Below are 14283 nucleotides of genomic sequence, written 5' to 3'. Positions count from 1 at the left end.
CATGCGAGTTGCTATTGCCGGCGCCAGTGGATTCATTGGTAAAGCTCTGGTCGCAAATCTAAAAGGATCTTATTCCATCGTGGGCTTAAGTCGCTCACAGCACACTCATTCCGAGGAACATTCTTCCTGCGAGTGGCGTAATTGCGATCTCTTTAGCCTCTTGGACGCAGAGAAAGCGTTGGAAGGTGCGGAAATCGCGGTTTATCTGGTGCACTCGATGCAGCCGTCAGCGCATTTATCTCAAGGGTCTTTTGAAGATTTCGATTTGATTGTAGCGGATAATTTTCTTAGAGCCGCTCAGAAAAACAAAGTTAAGAAAATCATTTATGTCGGGGGTTTGATTCCTGATGACAGTAATAACCTGTCGGCACATCTGCAAAGTCGTCGCGAAGTTGAAAGCGTTTTTTTAACCAGCGATATTCCGACCACAATTCTTAGAGCTGCTTTAATCATTGGTTCAAATGGATCATCTTTTCAGATCATGACCCGCTTGGTGCAAAGGCTGCCGGTCATGATATGCCCTCAGTGGACGTCGACCGCGAGCCAACCAGTGGCGTTGGATGATGTGCTTAAAAGTATTCGTTACTGTATGGAAAATCCTGCAACCGATAATAAGATTTATGATTTGGGCGGCCCCAATGTCTTAAGCTACAGTGAAATGATGTTAAGGGTGGCAGATCTAATGGGACTTAGACGAACCCTATGGAAAGTTCCGTTTTTAACTCCGCATCTTTCGGCCCTTTGGGTTCGCTTGGTTACTAGCGCTCCCAAAAACTTGATCAATCCCTTGATTGAAAGCCTGCGCAATCCACTGTTGGTACGTGAAGATCATCGATTGGAAATTCCGGGCCATCAATTCATGGGAATCGGCGAAGCTTTGAAACTTGCTATTGAGAACTATTCGGATGCGAAAAGGCCACATGCCTTTCAGGCTGCACGGGATGCAAAACACGAAGTTCGCTCAGTGCAAAGAATTCCTTTGCCGCCGGGATGGACTGCGAGGGATGTGGCATTGGAGTACATGGCGTATCTGCCTGTGATGCGGCCGCGGGTGATGAAGGTGGAAGTTAAAGACCGCTGGGTCTATTTCTGCAATCGTTTTCCTTACATTCGTCTTTTGGTTTTGGAGTATTCTCCGGATCGCAGCTGGGGACATCGCGAGCTTTTCTATGTTCGGGGAGGGCTATTTTCTAAAAAGAGCGGCCGTGGACGGCTTGAGTTTCGTGAAGTTCTGGGGGGAACCGCATGTCTGGCGGCGATTCATGATTTCAGGCCAAGGCTGCCCTGGTATTTCTATAAAGTGACGCAGGCCTATGTTCATCTGTGGGTGATGAAGCAATTTGCGCGGCATCTTGCACGTCCGCTTGTCCAGAAGCCCAAGTTAGGGTAAATATGGGGGCATGAAAAAGATCATTTTGACGGGCGATCGCCCCACGGGCCCTTTACATCTTGGACACTATGTCGGCTCTTTGCAAAATCGCGTGAAATTGCAATCCGAATACAATCAGTACGTTTTGATCGCCGATGCACAAGCATTGACGGATTACTACGAAAACCCAGAGCACGTTCGGAAGAACGTTGAGCAGGTTGCACTTGACTACTTGGCGGTGGGCATCGATCCAAAGCAAAGTACGATCTTTATTCAATCGCAAGTTCCTGAGCTTTTTGAACTAACGTTTTATTTCATGAACTTGGTGACGGTTGCTCGTTTGGAAAGAAATCCAACTTTGAAAGATGAAATCCGTCAAAAGAACATGAAGGATTCCATCCCAGCGGGTTTCTTCACTTACCCGGTTTCTCAAGCGGCAGACATCTTGGCTTTCAAAGCTGACTTGGTTCCAGTTGGTGAAGACCAACAACCTATGATCGAGCAAACAAATGAGATCGGACGCAGATTCAATCACTTGTATAAAACAGAAATTTTCCACGATACGAAAGCAATGATCGGTACAACCGGCCGCCTGACTGGTATCGACGGTAAGGCAAAAATGTCCAAGTCTTTGGGTAACGCCATTTATTTGGGCGATACTCCAAATGAACTTAAGAAAAAAGTAAATGCGATGTACACAGATCCAAATCACTTGAAAGTGGAAGATCCCGGTACAGTTGAAGGACACGTTCCATTTGCATTCCTCGATATTTTTGATCCAAACCAGGCAGAAGTGGAAGCTTTGAAAGAACACTACCGTCGTGGTGGTTTGGGGGATGGCGTCCTTAAAAAGCGTATTCTGGAAATTTTGGAAGCCAAAATTGGTCCGATGCGCCAACGTCGTGAAGAATTCGCAAAAGACATGGGTTATGTGCGCGAAATCTTGCGTACTGGCACAGATGCCGCTCGCACTGTTGCAGCACAAACTCTTTCTGATGTTAAAAAGGCGATGGGTATTGTGTACTAAAGGGGATGACCTGCAAAGGAGCCCCTTATGGCTAAACTCGCTCGCGATGTCATGTCCAATAATGTTATCACGGTTTCGGTCGGAACAACTCTGGCCGATGCAAGACAGGTGATGGAGCGAAATCAAATTCGACACCTACCAGTCCTCGATACGGACGAACAAATTGTTGGCGTCCTGTCTCAACGAGATCTTCTAAAAAACGCCAATTCTTACCATTCCCGAGTCGAAGACTTTATGTCTCGCCCTGTGGTGTGGATGGCCCATGATTTGCCTTTACATTCTGCCATTGAAAAAATGCTGGATCTGAAAATCAGCTCCATTTTGGTTGGGGATGAAGAGAACCAATTAATCGGCATCGTAACAACTGATGACTTATTGCGATTGCTGGCGCAGAGTTTAGATAAAGTTCCAAGAAAACAAACGCTTTCGACATTGTTTGATATCGAAAGCTTAGATGAGATCGCCTATAAGATCTCCCAGACGGGTATATAGATGAGAGTTTTGGGCCTGACGTTAGTTGCAATAGTTGCAGTTCAACATTTTATCTTCATGTATTTGGAGATGTATTTGTGGACTCAACCGACAGGCCTGAAGGTTTTCAGAAATACTTTCGAAAAAGCTCAAACTACGGCCGTTCTGGCTGCCAACCAGGGTTTATACAATGGATTTCTAGGAGCCGGACTGCTTTGGGGTCTGTTTCAATCCAATGAAGTCTTTGCCTATCAGATTAAAATGTTCTTCCTGGTCTGCGTGATCATCGCAGGGTTTTACGGTGCCTACAGTGTCAGTCGTCGTATTTTCTTTATTCAGGCGTTGCCAGCGATTCTGGCGGTGATTGCTTTGCTTTAAAAGTTTCCGGCAAACAATGCGGGCAGATGAAATCCAATCACCACTGCAAATGGCAGAGTAATAGGAACAACGACGCTCCAAGGTTTGGGATTATGAAGCAAGTGCAGGAAGGTAATCACAAAAACGATCGGTGCAAAAAGCATCAGGTTTAAGTTTACCGCGACTCCCAGAACCAACAGCATCCCCGATACGATTTCAATCACCTTTGTGGTTGGCATAATAAAGCGTGTTTCAACGCAAGCCTCAACGAAATTTTCAATGACCGGTGGCGAGGGTGGAATTGTCACCCAGTTAAAGAAGCCGTTCAAGCCCCAAAAGGCCATTTGTAAACCGAAAATAATACGGCAGACTACTTCAATAATATCCATGTCCCTCATTGTAGCCAGGCCTTCGACGTGTTGTCGAGGTTGTTGATTGATTATTATCACTAGACTTCGCAGGATTCGTCGTTGGCTCACTCTCCTTGTTAGTTTGAAAGAGTGGATGAAGAAATCGAACTGCAGAAATTCGAAGAGCAGGAAGTGGACAGGAGTGAGCTTTATCATGAGCTTGCCAAGGAGTGGTATTCTTCGAATAAGGGACCCATGGCTTTGCTTCGCTTGGAGACCAATGCGCAGCTTGCCTGGATTCTAGGAGAAATTCGTAAATACATCGGCTTTCATGCCGAGATTTTAGATGTGGGCAGCGGTGCGGGATTTTTTTCGAACGCTGCCGCTAAAGTGGGTCACGATGTGACGGGAATGGATATTTCCCGCACGAGCTTACGTGTCGCCCAAATGATGGATGTCACCGGGCGCGTGAAGTATGTCGAAGGCGATGCTTACCGTATGCCCTTTCCCAATGAAAGCTTTGACGTTGTGGTCGCCATGGATCTTTTCGAGCATGTTTCTGACCCTGAGAAGATTATTTCAGAAATGAGCCGGGTGTTGCGTCCTGGGGGCATTTTCTTTTTTCGCACTATAAACAAAACTTTAGTTTCATACTTATGGATGAATAAGTTCATGAAATGGTTCCTAAATCACACGCCCGAGAAATATTTCGAGTATCGTCTTTTTCGAAAGCCCGAAGAAGTGCAATTGTGGCTGGAAGAATTTGATCTTGAAATACAAGCAATGCGCGGGCTTCGTCCCGTGATTTTTCAGAGGAGCACTTGGAATCTTTTAAGAAACCGCGAGCTTCATCAGACCTTTCAATTTACCTGGTGCAAATCAAAACACGTTTCGTACACGGGCTACGCTAAAAAATTCCGCGAGCATTGATGTTATGTGAAGAAATTGAAACGTGAGTTTCTGTTTGGGGAGCGTATAAGTAGCACTATATGAAACTTAACCAATTCTTGAAGTACACAAGCTTGCTCTTGATCGGGCTGCTTGCGGGCAATGCCTTTGCGTTTGTCATTGGCATGGGGCCGGTAATGGAAAAGCTGTCAGCGTCTTCTTACATCGCTTTTCACCAATCAATGCAGCGATCATTTCTGTCTTGGACACCGTTATTGTGTCTGGTGGTAGTGTTTAAGCTTTCAGTGCATTTAATTGTGATGCGCCGTCAGTGGCAGCGGGTTGAATTCTTTTTGGTTTTATTTGCGATGCTTTGTGTGGCCGATGAGCTGGTGATGACGTGGACGGGGAATATGCCTTTAAACCGCGTGATTCATATGTGGCAGTTTCAAGGCCCTCCCAATGATTGGGAGAGCGTGCGCTTGCAGTGGCTGAATTTGATGTACTGGCGATGTGCCCTGCTGGTTGCAGGATTTAGCTTTATGATCGCCTCAGTCCTCACTAAGAAGACTGAGTCTCCGATTTTACAAGATGTCTCTGTTGCCTTTTAGGCAGGTTGTTTCTCATCTCAGGTGACAGACCTTTTTGCTTAGGCTCTGGATAAACCTTTAAAACTTTTGGAAGTTCACGAGTGCCAGGCGCCATATAATCTGAAATCAAAAGCTGTCTTGCCTCTTCATGGGGCCAGTGCAGATGATCCGTCAAATAAACCAAAGCCGATTCCACCAAGTTGATCAACGAAATTCCGAAAGACTGTGCATGACGTGCTGACATGTATTCAGTAAACGCAAAATATTCCCAAAAGAATGATTTGTGTTCAGCCAGTTCAGAACGGCTTTTGATCGCCGCCACGAAATTTTTAAAGTTACCGCTGTTCGCAAACAAGTCCCAATACTTTGCAAAGCGATTCATTTTTTGCATCGTTTGGAAATCCATCATTTTCGTGCGCAGGATTTGGAAGGGTGGATGTTCTGAATAAACCATTTCCCATTCTTTATCGTGACGGGAAATAGGTGCGCCTTTCAGGCGTTTCAAGATACCCACCTGGATTTCATCAGGACGAAGCTCTGCCAACGTATCAAAGCCCTTGGCGAAGCTTTCAATATCCTCGCCTGGAAGACCCACGATAAGATCCGCGTGAGAGTGAATACCCGTTTCTTCCGCTAGGAATTTAAAGTTCTCTTTAACTTTCGCTAAATCATTTCGGCGGCTGACAAGTCTCGCGACGTCGACATTCCAGGTTTGAATACCGATTTCAAATTGCAAAGAACCATGAGGGAATTTTTTAATCAGCTCGCGGATTTCTGTGGGCAGGCGATCCGGTACCATTTCGAAATGCAAAAACAGTCCCAGCTCAATGCGCTCTAGGAAAAAGTTAAGAATCTGGGTGCAGATAGTGGGACTTAAGTTAAACGTGCGATCGATGAATTTGAACTGACGAGCACCACGATCTAACAGGATTTGCATATCCGCCAGGAACGTCGTGATCTCAAAGTTACGTACGGATTTATCCAAGGACGACAGGCAGTATTCACAGCGATACGGACAACCGCGAGACACCTCAACATAAAGAACACGGTTCTTGATATCCTCGTCGGAATAAAAACTATACGGCGATGCGATATTTTTTATTTCTGGAAGTGGACCCTTAATGTACTTTTCTTGAGGCAAATCACCTGTCGAAAAATACTTGTGACAAAACTCATAGAACAAGAAATCTGCCTCACCCTTGAACGTGAAGTCAGCCGTGTTGCAGATCGCTTGTGTCTCACTTTCGTGGGTTACTTCGGGGCCGCCCAGCACCACAATCGTCTCGGGACTGATGCGTTTGATAAGACTCACCAGTTCGTAACTTTCGTTGGCATTCCAAATATATACGCCAAGTCCGATGATCTTAGGGTTGAGTTTTAAAAGTTGTTCGGCGATGTCACGCGGATCTTTTTGTGTAGTGAACTCAAGGATCGATGCGCGCTCTTGGAGTTCTTTTAAATTCGCATACAAATAGCGCAAACCGAAAGAGGAATGCTGATAAGTGGAATTGAGTGTGACCAACAGAATGTCATTTTTCATCGTGTTCTCATCATAGCTAAAGTTCGCGCGTTCAAGATTTATCTTTGCTGGTTGTGGACAACTTAGCTAACATTGTAACCAAGTAATCTATTTCAAAGGAATGATTCCATGAAAACTGCCATGATGGCCCTTTTACTCGTCGCATCGCAAGCTGGCGCTCACCAAGCGTCCCTTGAAACCTTCTCCACAAAGCCTATTTTGGCTGACCTTGCGGACCTTAAGGCTTTGGACATTCCTGTCCTGGCTAAAGAAGAATCTGTAGGTGTCGGATATGCGGTTATCACTCCGGAAATGCAACTAAAAATCCAAGAGCGCGCTCATAAAGTGGGCAAATGCGGTGGCTTTGAAGATTTGACTACGGAAAAGAACTTCCAGGCTTTGAATTTTACTTCAATGTTGAGTTCTTTGGCAGAAATCAAAGCTAAAAACGACCTTTACGAAAGAGCCCCTTTTGCAGCCGTAGCGGTTGAAAAAAGCCCTAAAATCGAAGCAGCTGTGGCTGAAGTTAGCGAACAAAACCTGCGTGAGTGGGTAACTTGGTTGTCTTCTTATCCAAACCGTTACAACCGTGGCAAAACACCAAATGTTCACGTGGAAGACATGAAAAGACGTTTGCAGACTTTGCTTGCAAGCTCCAACATTCCGTACGAAATTTCTTTGATCTCTCATGATTCCACTCCACAACAATCAGTGCGTGTGCGTTTGACGGGTTCGACTCGTCCAAATGAGATCGTGGTTTTGGGTGGTCACTTGGATTCCATCAATCAAGGATGGGGTGGCGGTCAGCAAGCTCCGGGCGCTGACGATAATGCTTCTGGTTCTGCTAACTTGCTAGAAACTTTGCGTATCATCAGTCAAAAAGAACAACCGCAACGTACTATTGAATTTTTCTGGTACGCGGGTGAAGAATCAGGTCTTTTGGGTTCTGCGGAAATTGCAAAATCTTATAAAGGTGAAAAACGTGATGTGGTTGCAGTTCTTCAGTTGGATATGACTTCGTATCCAGGTGCGGGAGAGTTCGTAATCGGTAATATGACTGACTTTACCAGCAAGTGGTTGCATGAATACCTAAGAGCTGTGAACGAAGCTTACTTGCATGCACGTATCGTTGATGATCAATGCGGTTATGGTTGCAGTGACCATGCTTCTTGGTTCAGACAAGGTTACCCAACATTGATGCCATTTGAATCCACAATGCGTGCGGATAATCCAAATATCCACACAGCGAAAGATTTGATCAACGATAAGACAAACTTTGCTCACTCCGCAATGTACTCCAAGCTTGCGGTTGTGTTCGCAATGGATCTGGCCAACTCAGCGGCTCGTCAGCCTTACTAGGCTTCGATTTCAAATTGATGACGGAAGCCTCCGCGGGAAACCCGGGGGCTTTTTCTTTTTCGTAACGTTGTAATTAACACTTCCGCGAATTTCATTTTCCGATTACTATAAACAATAAACTTGCAGCTGTTTAACATGATGTTTCCTGAGGTTACTGTGAGCCGTACCCTAAAAGTCATTAGCGCTGTTTTCTTAATACTTCTGGTCACATGCTTGATCGGTGTAACTTATTTGGAAATCGAATCGCATCAAGTGAAATCTTATGCGGAGGAGTTTTGCCAGGCGGTGAACGTTGAGCAGGAGTTGGCGGCCGTTCTCGGTAAAATCCGAGACATCGTATTTTACCGGGTCTTTGTTGATGAATCGAATGGCAAGTACTGGGTCATCATTCCGGGTAAAGATACCGCGGCCGACTTTCATAAATTTGTGAACGGGAAAATGACTGTCGTTTTTCGCACAAAAAGTCCCACGACATATTCTTGCGTTATCGAAGTTCAAAACAGGCGCGCTCAAAAAGCAACGCTCCTGGGTGGAAATTAGCTCCACTTATCCAGTTGTTTAAAGCGCTTTACGATGTCTTCTGTAAGCGCATCATAGTCGTCTTCTTTGTGAGAGATCATGTACAGGGAGTGTTTCCAGTAACCTGATTTGGGACCGATGACGGTGATCAGACCCATTTTTATTTCCTCTAAAACATAAGGTAGCGGCAGGAATCCACAGCCAGCACCATCAACGATGGCACGGCCGACTACCGACATGATGTCAGATTCAAAAGAGATCTTTTTGCGTGTCTTGATGTTTTCTATGAATAGATCAGTTTCGTGGCGCAATTTCATTTTATATGAAGGAATTACTAAGCCACCGGGAAAGGCGGCGAGGAAATCCTGTATGCTGGTGTTTTTCGAAACGCGCATTTTTAAGGTTTTCAAAAGTTGAGTTGAAACCATTAAATTCACAGGTGCCGCAATGGATGCAAGCTCCACCACGTCTTCTGCATAAATCGGTTTGTTTGTCAGCATCAGATCTGCTTCTTTGGTTCTTAAAAGCTGTAAAATATCTTCGTCAGGAGCAGAACTAATTGAAATGATTTTGTTGGTTTTTCCTCTGTTGTCGCGAATAACTGGTGAAAGAATGTCTGCAATGAAAGGTCTTTCCACTTGTTCAGAAATTCCGATGTGAAATCTTTCTGTCATTTTTTCACCTGGGGATTTCAAGGACTCAGCTAATTCGTTTGCAACGTCGAACATGCGTTTTGCATAGGCGAAAGTCTTTTCACCGTCAGACGTAAGTTGGAGCACCCGACCTTTTTTTTCGAAAAGTTTTACTTCGATATTGCTCTCTAAAATTTTTAATTGGGATGAGAGGCTGGGCTGGGAAATTCTTAGATATTTAGCAGCGTTTGAAACGCCGCCAATTTTTGCCGTCACGTAAAAATAGTACAAGTGATTAAAATTAAACATAAATTACCACCCGGTTTTAGAGACGAAATTTGGCTCCACTTTGGAACCCGGACCACGACATCGGTCGCCCAACTGTCCAAGAGCATTAGGGAATTCCATCGGGCCCAGACTGAACCTATAACTTTAACTTATGTATGTCATTTAAATTATATATTTAAAGAATTGTTGGGTCTCAGCGATAATGAAAGAACAAGGAGGTAGATATGCAAACAGACATCTACTACAGAGACATCACACGTACAGAAAACCTTGAAGCTTACTTACTTGAAAAAGTGGAAGCCTCCATTGAAGATTTCTTCAAGTACGATAGTGCTGCTCACCTCACCGTGAGAGTCGAAACTACAAGACATCGCACTCACGCTCGCAAACCAAGTTATACTTGCGAGGTTATTTTGAAACCCACTCATTCGAAAGCGGTAATTAAAATTGCCAAATCAAATGACAGTTTCAAAAAAGCCGTGATGCAAACCGTAGACTCTTTGAAATCTGTTTTGCGTCGCCGTTCTTCTAAAAAAGCCATGCATCGTCGACATGATCCGATGCTGAATTATTTCCCAACTGAGGAAGAATCCCAGTTGATGGCAGAAAACCAAACTGGGTGGTAATCCCAGTTTGGAGAGATGGGAATGAAAATTAAATAGAATGAGTTATTAAACAATTAACCGAGCAATCAGAAAGGAGTTGGCCGATGGGTTCTCATAAAAACAAACCAGTTGAAACCGATCTCAGAGCAAAAATCTGCGAGCGATTAAAATGGGATAAACGAGTGAGTCCCGCCGACTTCGATGTGATTGTGCGCGGATGTTCCGTGATTGTTACAGGCAGTTGCGATACATCATATAAAAAAATGGCAGCTCTGGAACTCGTCTCCGATTTTGAAGGGGTATGGTCTATAGAAGACCGCATTGTGGTTCCATCTGACTATTATCGCTCCGATGAAGAGCTAAAGAAGTTGATCCTGGAAGCTATGGAAGAATTTGTCATGATCGGTGGGGAACATATCGAAGTCTTTGTTGAAGACGGCGTTGTCACCCTAGAAGGCGAAGTATTCCGCCCAAGATTAAAAGCTTTAGCAGTCGGCTCGGCATGGGAGCTCTCCGGTGTACAGGATGTGATTAACAATATTGTTATTACAGACCGTCCACGCCGAGCTCCTTTTTTTCAAAACTTATACCGGGACACAGATGGTTCCGGTTCTTCCGCAAAGGAGGCAGGTTGATGGTGATTGTTAGTTAAATCATGCGGTCCTTTTCCCAATATCCCTCCATGAACAGGCGCCCTCAAATCGGGCGCCTTCTTTTTCGAGCTTAGTTGTAATTACGTTTTAGTCCGAATTTATAGCTGAAAGTCAGATTGAATTGCTTCCCACCGAAAGCCATCGTCGTTGCTTTAGATCCCGATTTATATTTCGGTGTGGCCTCGCCGTATTCAACTCCGATAGTTAGGTTTTTAACTCCCAAAAGATTCCGGCAGGCAGAACCTAGCGTCCAGCCTTTTAGACCGCGCACATTTCCTGAAGTGAACTCTCCGTCGTTGGCCTCAGAATCAAAAACGTGTTGGTTGTAGTAAAAATCCCAAGTACATGCGCCAGCTTCAAGCCCGCGATAAGCAACTTCGGCACCGGTTGCATTGGAGTGAACAAGATTGGTGTGAGTACCATCGCCATTGCCTTCGGGATTGCGCACAAATTGCGATCTAAACACGCGAACCTCGGCCTGACCTTTACTGGAAGTGAACATATAGCCCAAATAAGTTGTCAGATCATCTTGCACGCGTTTTTGCTTAGGATAGCTGCCAGTGTCTCCACGAGATCCCGTGACACCAATGTAAAGGTCGTGATTTTTAAGATAAGGGGAGCTTTTAGAGTAAACCTTGCGAAGTGCATTGGTAATGCGCATTTCCATGGTGCCCGCAGCAGAAGGGTATGAATTCGCACGAGAATCAAATGGAGTGATATTGGATTCACCCTTTACGCCATCACCATCGATGACCGAGAAAGAAGCCAACAGAACGCGGTCGAGTTCCTCTTTCAATTCATAGTTCATTTGAATTCCTTGATCATACCGAACCTGGATTCCATAAGGCGCTGTCATATAATAGCGACTTGGTTTTCCTTCCAACGGCGCAAGACCGCTGGCCGCAAAACTTCCGGCAAGGATCGTGACATCTTGGGATTTGCTAATATCGATATTGGCACCAATGGCCCCTAGGAACCATGGACGATCTACGTAGCCATCTGCGCGCATGCGATTGGCATTATGAAAGTTTTGTCGCCCTTTTTCATTATAGTCGAGCACCTGGTTTTTCGGAATCGCGCTAACTGTGATAAAGATCTGTTTAATACGAGAATTGGCAATATTATTGGAAACCTTCGCGTCACCTTCAATAACTGTGTCGCCCATGGAGGTTTCGTTACCCCCATGCTTGCGCAGATCATTATTTAATACAGCGGCAACTTGACCAGTAACGGTGGCTGCGACGCAAACACCTTTGGCAAGAACACCTCCCTCAAGATAGCACTCTAAATCTTCGTTAGTGCTGTGAGGAGCCTGATTGAAATACGAGCTTTGCGCGTGGCTCGCCGAACTTACCAACAGCATCGCGCTCATCATGATATTTTTGAAAGACCTTTTTTTACTTATCGTCATATGTTCTCCTTTAACGTTGATGGTAGGTTTGATTTCAAGTTGCGTACCAAGAGCAGTCAGAATAATTTTAACGAAGGTACGATCTGATTGTTGCGTGCACTTAATGTCTAGACATAAAATTTCACCATCAATTGATGGTTATGATGTCGACAAATGTTCCGAAGAGCGCCTGAATATCAGTGGAACGTTTGGTGTTGTTCGGTGAGTGAGTGTGAGAAATGAAAAATAAAACTATAAGATCAGTATTGGTTTTGAATGGAAGTCCTTCCGGAGAAAAAGGCAATTGTGCCGCTTTCATTAAAAAGGTGAGCAAACTCAAAAAAGATTTTAACTTTGAAGTTGTTCATCTTGCACGAACATCACCGAACGCGGGATTAAAAAAGAAAATCTCTGCCTGTGATGGAGTGATTTTTGTGACTGGTACCTACTGGGACTCATGGGGGAGTCCAATGCAAAGACTTTTGGAAGAAATGACCGATATGGAAGCCACACCCGCCGTAATGGGTAAACCTTGCGCGGTCATGGTGTTGATGCACTCGGTGGGTGGTAAGTCCGTTCTGTCACGTCTTCAAGGCGTTTTAAGCACGATGGGATTCTTAATCCCACCGATGAGTGGAATGGTTTACTCATTGGTGTCTGACATAGCCCTTAAAAATAAGAACACGCATGCCAAAGATTTCTGGCAAATCGAAGATGCCGAGTTGATTTTAGCAAATCTAAAAGCCGCGATGGAAATGAAAGTGTCCTGGACAACTTGGCCGGTGGATAAAAAAGATCCACGCAGGAAATGGTTTAAGTAGGTAACAGTAGGTAACAGTTCCCTTTTCGTACTGCAGGGCATTCCGAAAAGGGAACTGTTACCTGTGTTTTTACTGAGCGGGGGCGGCCATGCCTTTAGCTTTGGCATTGATTGTAACGTTATCCATATTGGTCATGATTTTCACAGTGCCCATGGCTTCGCCTTCTTTAGCAGGGACGAAGTACAGTGTGAAAGTGCATGAGTAGGTGGCATCTAATTTTCCTAGGCAGTCAGTATCTGCCCAGTAGTCGTCACCAGTTATTGTGATGCTGCTAATATAAACTGCGGCATCATCTGGAGCTGTGAACTCCCAAGTTTGTGAAGCGCCGTTACCTACGGTGACTTCACCGAAATCATAGTCAATCGCGACTTCCTCGGTGGCGTGCATGGGACTTTTCATAAATGTATGAGAAGGAGCCGCATAAGCACCCCACGAGAATGTGCTGGCCAGCAAAAGTGCGATCAAGGTTTTCATAAAGAACCTCCTTACGGTTGCCTCTATTGTGGAACAACGGTGAGAAGCAACAAGTAGGGAACTGTTGTATGAAAGGAAAGTAACTGCAGACCGGGCTTTCGCAAGGTGCCGACATGTCAGTTGTCGTGCCCAGTCTCTTAGCTGGGGCAAAACAAATAAAAAAAGGGAGCTTCATCAGCTCCCTTTTTTGGACAAAGTAAGTCCGTACCTTTTGAAATGCATCGCGTTCCGAAAAGGGAACTGTTACCTATGTCATTGCTTTCGTTAAATCTTGAACTTTTTTGGAGGCGTAACATTGAGATACGAAATCCCAGTTTACTTGTGACCAGAAAGTTTCTAGGTATTTAAGGCGAAGGTTGCGGTAATCTACGTAGTAAGCGTGTTCCCAAACGTCAGCAACCATAATTGGAGCTGGGCCGTTGTTAGTGAATGGAACTGCAGCGTTAGAAGTAGATACCAGGCTTAGTTTGCCAGAAGCATCTGTGCACAACCAGATCCAACCAGAACCGAAAGTTTTCATACCACCGTCAACGAACTTAGCTTTCAACTCGTCCATTGAACCGAAGTCGCGTTTGATTGCAGTTTCAAGGTCAGCAGAAGCTTTACCGCCTTTGCCTACTGGAGCCATGTTGAACCAATAGAACGTGTGGTTCCAAGCTTGAGCCGAGTTATTGAAGTTACCGCCAGAAGAAGAAAGAACGATCTCTTCAAGGGATTTACCTTTCAAAGAAGAGTCTGTCTCCATCGCTTTATTCAAATTGTCGATATAAGCTTTGTGATGTTTGTCATAGTGATAAGTCATTTGTTCTTCGTTGAACAAAGGAGCCAAATCAGTTTTTGCATACGGAAGTGTAGGAAGTTTGAACATTTAACCGTCTCCTGTTTCTAATCTCCGACCGGGTCGGAGGAATCCTTAATGAAACTATATTGAAAATGGAAGACGGTCTATCTTTTTAGAATTGTACAGGACT

At 44.8% G+C, this 14283-nt stretch carries 17 protein-coding genes; 11 read left to right on the top strand and 6 right to left on the bottom strand.

Annotation, left to right across the window (positions count from 1 at the left end):
- Position 1: 1 nt before the first annotated feature.
- Genes DOM22_RS18295 through DOM22_RS18280 form a run of 4 tightly spaced genes read left to right on the top strand, consistent with a single transcriptional unit; the run spans position 2 to position 3245 of the window.
- Complete coding sequence (locus DOM22_RS18295; protein WP_142701753.1) at positions 2-1390, top strand: NAD(P)H-binding protein; 1389 nt, start codon at positions 2-4, stop codon at positions 1388-1390.
- 10 nt (positions 1391-1400) lie between these two features.
- Positions 1401-2396 carry a tryptophan--tRNA ligase gene (gene trpS / locus DOM22_RS18290; RefSeq protein ID WP_142701752.1) on the top strand — a complete coding sequence of 332 codons (996 nt, stop codon included), beginning with the start codon at positions 1401-1403 and terminating at the stop codon, positions 2394-2396.
- 27 nt (positions 2397-2423) lie between these two features.
- Positions 2424-2888, top strand: coding sequence for an HPP family protein (locus DOM22_RS18285; RefSeq protein ID WP_142701751.1), 465 nt, complete (start codon positions 2424-2426; stop codon positions 2886-2888).
- The gene (locus DOM22_RS18280; RefSeq protein ID WP_142701750.1) at positions 2889-3245 is read left to right on the top strand and encodes a DUF1304 domain-containing protein; all 357 of its coding nucleotides are present in this window, start codon (positions 2889-2891) and stop codon (positions 3243-3245) included.
- Here DOM22_RS18280 and DOM22_RS18275 read toward each other — a convergent pair.
- Positions 3242-3613: a hypothetical protein gene (locus DOM22_RS18275; RefSeq protein WP_142701749.1), complete on the bottom strand. Its 372-nt coding sequence runs from the start codon at positions 3611-3613 to the stop codon at positions 3242-3244. The genes DOM22_RS18280 and DOM22_RS18275 overlap by 4 nt on opposite strands.
- A 111-nt stretch (positions 3614-3724) precedes the next feature.
- Between DOM22_RS18275 and ubiG the strand changes: the two genes are divergently transcribed.
- Positions 3725-4504 carry a bifunctional 2-polyprenyl-6-hydroxyphenol methylase/3-demethylubiquinol 3-O-methyltransferase UbiG gene (ubiG, locus tag DOM22_RS18270; RefSeq protein ID WP_246845750.1) on the top strand — a complete coding sequence of 260 codons (780 nt, stop codon included), beginning with the start codon at positions 3725-3727 and terminating at the stop codon, positions 4502-4504.
- Positions 4505-4563: 59 nt separating this feature from the next.
- Positions 4564-5073, top strand: a complete 510-nt coding sequence (locus DOM22_RS18265) for a DUF1772 domain-containing protein (protein ID WP_142701748.1) — start codon at positions 4564-4566, stop codon at positions 5071-5073.
- Here DOM22_RS18265 and DOM22_RS18260 read toward each other — a convergent pair.
- Positions 5024-6592: a B12-binding domain-containing radical SAM protein gene (locus DOM22_RS18260; protein ID WP_142701747.1), complete on the bottom strand. Its 1569-nt coding sequence runs from the start codon at positions 6590-6592 to the stop codon at positions 5024-5026. The two genes, DOM22_RS18265 and DOM22_RS18260, sit on opposite strands and share 50 nt — an antisense overlap.
- Before the next feature lie 108 nt (positions 6593-6700).
- Between DOM22_RS18260 and DOM22_RS18255 the strand changes: the two genes are divergently transcribed.
- Together DOM22_RS18255 and DOM22_RS18250 are read left to right on the top strand one after the other, a co-directional pair.
- Positions 6701-7930 (top strand): M20/M25/M40 family metallo-hydrolase, encoded by a 1230-nt coding sequence (locus DOM22_RS18255; RefSeq protein WP_142701746.1) that lies wholly within the window; start codon positions 6701-6703, stop codon positions 7928-7930.
- Between the two features lie 156 nt (positions 7931-8086).
- On the top strand, positions 8087-8470 hold the full coding sequence (locus DOM22_RS18250) for a hypothetical protein (protein ID WP_142701745.1): 384 nt from the start codon (positions 8087-8089) through the stop codon (positions 8468-8470).
- Here the strand turns inward: DOM22_RS18250 and DOM22_RS18245 are convergent.
- Positions 8467-9390, bottom strand: coding sequence for a LysR family transcriptional regulator (locus DOM22_RS18245; RefSeq protein WP_142701744.1), 924 nt, complete (start codon positions 9388-9390; stop codon positions 8467-8469). The genes DOM22_RS18250 and DOM22_RS18245 overlap by 4 nt on opposite strands.
- A 203-nt stretch (positions 9391-9593) precedes the next feature.
- Between DOM22_RS18245 and DOM22_RS18240 the strand changes: the two genes are divergently transcribed.
- Both DOM22_RS18240 and DOM22_RS18235 read left to right on the top strand, forming a co-directional pair.
- Positions 9594-9995: an HPF/RaiA family ribosome-associated protein gene (locus DOM22_RS18240; protein WP_142701743.1), complete on the top strand. Its 402-nt coding sequence runs from the start codon at positions 9594-9596 to the stop codon at positions 9993-9995.
- A gap of 83 nt (positions 9996-10078) precedes the next feature.
- Positions 10079-10609, top strand: a complete 531-nt coding sequence (locus tag DOM22_RS18235) for a BON domain-containing protein (RefSeq protein ID WP_142701742.1) — start codon at positions 10079-10081, stop codon at positions 10607-10609.
- An 88-nt stretch (positions 10610-10697) separates the two neighbouring features.
- On the opposite strand, the gene DOM22_RS18230 is transcribed toward DOM22_RS18235, so the two are convergent.
- Positions 10698-12038 (bottom strand): hypothetical protein, encoded by a 1341-nt coding sequence (locus DOM22_RS18230; protein ID WP_142701741.1) that lies wholly within the window; start codon positions 12036-12038, stop codon positions 10698-10700.
- A gap of 218 nt (positions 12039-12256) precedes the next feature.
- Between DOM22_RS18230 and DOM22_RS18225 the strand changes: the two genes are divergently transcribed.
- Positions 12257-12838, top strand: a complete 582-nt coding sequence (locus DOM22_RS18225; protein ID WP_142701740.1) for a flavodoxin family protein — start codon at positions 12257-12259, stop codon at positions 12836-12838.
- A gap of 69 nt (positions 12839-12907) precedes the next feature.
- On the opposite strand, the gene DOM22_RS18220 is transcribed toward DOM22_RS18225, so the two are convergent.
- Both DOM22_RS18220 and DOM22_RS18215 read right to left on the bottom strand, forming a co-directional pair.
- Positions 12908-13312 (bottom strand): hypothetical protein, encoded by a 405-nt coding sequence (locus DOM22_RS18220; protein WP_142701739.1) that lies wholly within the window; start codon positions 13310-13312, stop codon positions 12908-12910.
- Positions 13313-13559: 247 nt separating this feature from the next.
- Entirely contained in the window at positions 13560-14180 is a 621-nt protein-coding gene (locus tag DOM22_RS18215) for a superoxide dismutase (RefSeq protein WP_142701738.1), read from the bottom strand.
- Positions 14181-14283: the final 103 nt, after the last annotated feature.

Source organism: Bdellovibrio sp. ZAP7 (assembly GCF_006874645.1).
Lineage (GTDB): Bacteria > Bdellovibrionota > Bdellovibrionia > Bdellovibrionales > Bdellovibrionaceae > Bdellovibrio.
This window is presented reverse-complemented; position numbering and strand designations above follow the sequence as displayed.

What these genes read in the sequence shown, in the direction of transcription:
- DOM22_RS18215 (WP_142701738.1), bottom strand. Translation starts at nt 14,180, where the DNA reads ATGTTCAAACTTCCTACACTTCCGTATGCAAAAACTGATTTGGCTCCT.
- DOM22_RS18295 (WP_142701753.1), top strand. Translation starts at nt 2, where the DNA reads ATGCGAGTTGCTATTGCCGGCGCCAGTGGATTCATTGGTAAAGCTCTG.
- DOM22_RS18255 (WP_142701746.1), top strand. Translation starts at nt 6,701, where the DNA reads ATGAAAACTGCCATGATGGCCCTTTTACTCGTCGCATCGCAAGCTGGC.
- DOM22_RS18260 (WP_142701747.1), bottom strand. Translation starts at nt 6,592, where the DNA reads ATGAAAAATGACATTCTGTTGGTCACACTCAATTCCACTTATCAGCAT.
- DOM22_RS18240 (WP_142701743.1), top strand. Translation starts at nt 9,594, where the DNA reads ATGCAAACAGACATCTACTACAGAGACATCACACGTACAGAAAACCTT.
- DOM22_RS18265 (WP_142701748.1), top strand. Translation starts at nt 4,564, where the DNA reads ATGAAACTTAACCAATTCTTGAAGTACACAAGCTTGCTCTTGATCGGG.
- trpS (WP_142701752.1), top strand. Translation starts at nt 1,401, where the DNA reads ATGAAAAAGATCATTTTGACGGGCGATCGCCCCACGGGCCCTTTACAT.
- DOM22_RS18220 (WP_142701739.1), bottom strand. Translation starts at nt 13,312, where the DNA reads ATGAAAACCTTGATCGCACTTTTGCTGGCCAGCACATTCTCGTGGGGT.
- DOM22_RS18245 (WP_142701744.1), bottom strand. Translation starts at nt 9,390, where the DNA reads ATGTTTAATTTTAATCACTTGTACTATTTTTACGTGACGGCAAAAATT.
- DOM22_RS18275 (WP_142701749.1), bottom strand. Translation starts at nt 3,613, where the DNA reads ATGGATATTATTGAAGTAGTCTGCCGTATTATTTTCGGTTTACAAATG.
- DOM22_RS18230 (WP_142701741.1), bottom strand. Translation starts at nt 12,038, where the DNA reads ATGACGATAAGTAAAAAAAGGTCTTTCAAAAATATCATGATGAGCGCG.
- DOM22_RS18285 (WP_142701751.1), top strand. Translation starts at nt 2,424, where the DNA reads ATGGCTAAACTCGCTCGCGATGTCATGTCCAATAATGTTATCACGGTT.
- DOM22_RS18225 (WP_142701740.1), top strand. Translation starts at nt 12,257, where the DNA reads ATGAAAAATAAAACTATAAGATCAGTATTGGTTTTGAATGGAAGTCCT.
- DOM22_RS18280 (WP_142701750.1), top strand. Translation starts at nt 2,889, where the DNA reads ATGAGAGTTTTGGGCCTGACGTTAGTTGCAATAGTTGCAGTTCAACAT.
- DOM22_RS18235 (WP_142701742.1), top strand. Translation starts at nt 10,079, where the DNA reads ATGGGTTCTCATAAAAACAAACCAGTTGAAACCGATCTCAGAGCAAAA.